Source organism: Rhodococcus sp. 05-2254-6 (assembly GCF_002258565.1).
Lineage (GTDB): Bacteria > Actinomycetota > Actinomycetes > Mycobacteriales > Mycobacteriaceae > Rhodococcoides.
Genome location: NZ_NOZF01000026.1, coordinates 1 through 5106, shown reverse-complemented (window position 1 = coordinate 5106; position 5106 = coordinate 1). Strand labels below are relative to the sequence as shown.

The window sequence follows — 5106 nt, the reverse complement described above, 5'->3', positions numbered from 1 at the left end:
GTCGCTGAACAGCCGACGACGACGTTGCCGGTGCCGAATGCTGACCTCCTCGCGTACATCATCTACACCTCAGGAACGACAGGCACACCCAAAGGCGTCTCGGTCACCCACCGCGGCGTCAATGACCTCATCGCTACCCACATCGCGCGCCTCGCCAATGTCGAGGACCCGACCACCGGCACTCTGGAACCCCACCACCACGTATGGACGCTGTTCCATTCATACGCATTCGACTTCGCGGTCTGGGAGATGTGCGGCGCGCTTCTGCACGGGGGACGGCTGGTCGTGGTTCCCGAAGAGGTTGCCTACTCTCCTTCCGATTTCCATAACCTGCTCGTAAACGAAGAAGTAACGGTGCTGACCCAGACACCGTCGGCGTTGGCACGGCTGTCTCCCGAGGGGCTACCGTCGATCGCGCTACTTCTACTCGGGGGAGAGACGTGCCCAGCCCAGCTAATCGAGCGATGGGTGACGCCTGAGCGAGCCGTGATCAATGCTTATGGCCCGACCGAGTGCACCGTCTACGTTTCGATGACCGAACCGCTAGTCCCTACAGGGGCAGTGCCGATCGGTGCCGCTGGCTCCGGCACTGCGTTGTTTGTGTTGGATTCCGGTTTGCGGCGGGTTCCGATCGGTGTGGTTGGTGAGTTGTATGTCGCGGGGCGGGGTGTGGCACGCGGTTATGTGCGACGGCCGGGCTTGACGGCATCGCGATTCGTCGCGTGTCCGCTCGGCCCTTTGGGTTCGCGGATGTATCGCACCGGCGATCTGGTTCGTTGGAATCACGACGGCGAGCTGGAGTATGTGGGTCGCTCTGACGATCAGGTGAAGATTCGTGGTTACCGCATCGAAATCGGTGAGATCGAATCGGTGCTCCGGACGGCCCCCGGAGTAGGACAGGCTGCGGTCGTCGTCCATGAGGACCACCCAGGGTACAAACGGCTGATCGGCTACGTCGTTCCCCACACAGACTGGGCGGGCGAGTTGGATGGCAACCAATTGCGCCGCTTGACCGACGCGTGGCTGCCCGAATATATGTCGCTTGCGGCGGTCGTGGTCCTCGATGCATTGCCCATGACGAGTAACGGCAAGCTTGACAAAAAGAGGCTTCCGGTACCTCAACTAGGACAATCGAACCAATACCGAGCACCGACTACTCCACTCGAGGAGAGCCTGGTTGACATCTACGCGCGCGTACTGAATGTGGAGAAAGTTGGAGTCGACGATTCGTTCTTCGATCTAGGCGGCGACAGCATCTCGTCCATTCAGGTGGTGTCCCGGGCCCGGCAAGTCGGTTTGTACTGCAAGCCCCGCGACATCCTGGTGGAGCGAACCGTGGCACGACTTGCCCACGCTCTCCAGCTCTCGGTCCCGGAGCAGTCTCTCCTTCGGCCGGCTGAGGCTGGGCCCGTCACGGCAACGCCGATCATGCGGTGGCTGGCATCTCTCACGGCACCGACAGACGAGTTCAACCAAACCATGTTGTTCCAGGGGCCGCAGCAGGCGAAGTACAGCGACGTGGTGTTGTTACTACAGGCATTGGTCGATCGGCACGCCATGCTCCGGTTGCAGGTGGACAACGCCCCGACTGAGGACGCGGACAACTGCATCGTCCTACCAACAGGCTCGATCAGCGCAGCCGACTGTGTAACCCCCGTCGTGGACTTCTCCGATACCACGTTTGCCAATGCCTTGAGCCGTCTTGACCCGCGTCGAGGAGCCATGGTGCATGGGCTGTGGGCTGAGCGCACCCGCCAGCTGTTGCTCATCGTCCACCACCTCGCGGTCGACGCGGTCTCCTGGGGAATCATCCAAAGGGATCTCGCAACGGGTTGGCGCTGCCTCACCGAGCGGCGAGAAATTACCCTGGATGCCAGCGGCACCTCGTTCCGTGAGTGGTCAACGATGTTGGCGCAGTACGCTGCCGAGCGGAAAGTCACTGACCAGCTTCCGCATTGGCAGCGCATTGAAGCCGTTGCCACCCTGCTGCCCAGCCCGCACCCGACTCCTGGTATCTGGCGCGATGTGGAGCATCTGTCGGTCAGCATCGACACGGAGCTAACCGAAGTGCTGGTAACCGACGTGACTGCGGCTCTGCACATCAACGTTCAGGATCTGCTGCTCATCGCACTCGGTTCTGCCCTCGCTGAACAGCACCAGCACTTCGACGTCCCTTTCCGCATCGACGTGGAGAGCCACGGACGTCGCGATGAAATCGGCAGTGGGATCGATTTGACCAACACCGTCGGATGGTTCACCGCAAAGCACCCGGTCGCTTTGAACGTCGTACCCATGGACCGTGACACTGTTCTGACCGGGGGCTCGGACATGGGTATCTGGATAAAGGACGCCAAGGAACAGCTGCGTGCCCACCCCGACGGAATCACCTACGGTCTTCTCAAGTATCTAGGCACCAACAATCTGTCTGGCGTAGATCCCGCCATCGGCTTCAACTACCTCGGCCGGCGCAGCGTGAGCCAGCTCGACGCACCCCTCGAAGATTGGCGGATCCTCGGACCGACTGAATCGCCTGATGCTCGACGCTTTGGTTCCCGCTCGATGCTGTTGCCGCACACAGTCGGCATCAATGCAGCCGTGCTAGCCGAAGGTTCGCAGTCAGAACTACACGTGTCCTGGAGTTGGACGAGCACACAGGTGGATCGCTCCTATATCACCGAGCTGTACGCGCGCTGGTATGACGTTCTAGCTGGAATTGCGGCGTACGTGCAGAACGGCGGCGGAGGACTGACTCCCTCCGACGTCCTGCCGGCGGTGGTCAATCAGCGGCAGATCGATCAACTCGCACAAATCGTGGAACCAGCAGACCTTCTCCCGCTGACTCCGCTTCAAACCGGGCTGCTTTTCCATCGCCGTTCCGGCAGTAATGAACCCGTAGAGCTGTACACCGTGCAACTGGGTATCGAGATTGCTGGCGTACTCGACGTGCCGCGCTTGCGCGAGGCCGCTCATACAGTCGTCGGACGCCACCCCAACCTAATGGCTCGGTTCGTCTCCGAGGGTTTCCCCGAGCCGGTGCAGATCATTCCGACACGCCCAGACATACCGTGGACGGTAGTTAACGGCTACGAGTGCGATCAGAGGCTGCTGGATGCAGAGCTCGCCGCCTGCGGCAACCTCGTAGATGAGGCACCGCTACGGATTCTCCTTCATCAGACTGGGACGAATAAGCACACGCTGGTGCTATCCGTCCATCACATCGTGGTGGACGGTTGGTCAATCCAGATTCTGCTCAAAGAGATGTTCGCCGTCTACGAACGGGAGACTCTGGCACCCGCGCCCACCTTCCGAAATTACGTCGAGTGGCTATCCGCCCAGGACTGGAGCGCGGCGCGGCGGCATTGGCAGAAGCTGCTGGCGGGACTTCAAACGCCGACCTTGTTAGATCCAGGAGATCGCTTCACTGATGCGCGATCGCTGTTGCGAGTCGACCTCCCTATCGACGTCACGCGTTCTGTTGAGCAGTTGGCTCGCTCGCAAAACACGACCATGAACATCGTGCTACAGGCCGCCTGGGGCCGTCTGCTGGGCGCATTGACTGGCAGCGGAGACGTCGTCTTCGGCACTACCGTATCGGGGCGGCCAGCAGAACTGTTCGGCAGCGAGTCGGCGGTGGGCATGTTCATCAACACCGTCCCGGTAAGAGCATCCCTGACCGCGACGACGACCACGGCTGAACTGATCGGCATGCTGCGGGACGACTACCACGATGGGCTAGACCACCAGTTCGTGGCCCTGGCCGATATCCAGCGCGCCGCGGGACATCAACAACTGTTCGACACCCTCTTCGTCTACGAGAACTACCCACTGAGGATGTCCGGCGGGCAGCTCGAGACAAACGGACTGAGCGTACGCATAGCCTCAAGTCGCGAGTTCACTCACTATCCAATCGCCTTACAGATCTGGCCCGGTCCACAGCTGAGGGTGCGGCTGGAATACCGCATGGCGGTCCTCGACGAGCGGTTGGCCAAGCAAATCCTGGTATGGCTCCAGACACTATTGATTGCGATGGCGGCGGGCCCGGATCGTCCTTTGGCTTCGTTCGACATCCTGGGTGAGGATGAGCTGACGCAGCTGGACGTACTGGGTAACAGGTCGGCTGTGACGGAGTCCGTTGCTGGCGTGTCGATTCCGGAGTTGTTCGCCGAGCAGGTGAGGGTGCGGCCGGACGTCATAGCGGTGGTGTTCGAGGGTCGGTCGTGGACGTATCAGGAGTTGGACGACACATCGACGCAGTTGGCTCATTTGTTGGCTGGGCGTGGGGTGGGAGTAGAGGACGTTGTTGCACTGTTGCTGCCACGTTCGGAACACACTGTGATAGCCATACTTTCGGTGCTGAAGCTGGGTTCTGCTTACTTGCCGATCGACATCAACACCCCTGACGAGCGCCTGGCATTCGTTCTACAAGACGCCAAACCAGCAGCAATAGTGACAACGGTAGCGCAATTGCACCGGGTCGATGAGAGCAAAGTGGCAGTCGTGACCCTCGGGGGCAGGGTCACCGTCGAACCTCCCACTGTCACCTTTCCATTCCCCCATCCAGAACTGACGGCCTATGTCATCTACACCTCAGGAACGACAGGCACACCCAAAGGCGTCTCGGTCACCCACCAGAACGTGACGCAACTGTTCACCAGACCCGCACGGACGTCCGAATTGTCGCCAGGACAGGTGTGGTCGATGTTCCATTCGTACTCGTTCGATGTGTCGGTGTGGGAGATGTGGGGCGCTCTGCTGCACGGTGGCCGCTTAGTCATAGCCTCTGAGGACACGGCCAACTCTGCCACCGACTTTCATGACCTACTTGTGAACGAAAGTGTTTCGGTTCTGACCCAGACCCCGTCCGCCCTCGGCCGGCTGTCACCGCAGCGGCTGAGCGCATTGAGGACCATTTTTGTGGGGGGTGAGGCGTGCTCGCCCGAACTTGTCGATCGGTGGGCTTCAGGCCGAGAAATGATCAACTCCTACGGTCCTACCGAAAGCACCGTTTACGCCTCTATGAGTGCGCCCATGAAGCCTGGTCATGGAGCTCCTATCGGTACGCCGGTGCCGGGTGATGCGTTGTTTGTGTTGGATTCCGGTTTGCGG

1 protein-coding gene is annotated in these 5106 nt (G+C 60.5%); it reads left to right on the top strand.

Annotated features, from left to right (window positions below; genetic code table 11):
* The coding region (locus tag CH256_RS03240; RefSeq protein ID WP_141215487.1) for a non-ribosomal peptide synthetase at positions 1-5106 on the top strand (5106 nt) is incomplete at both ends.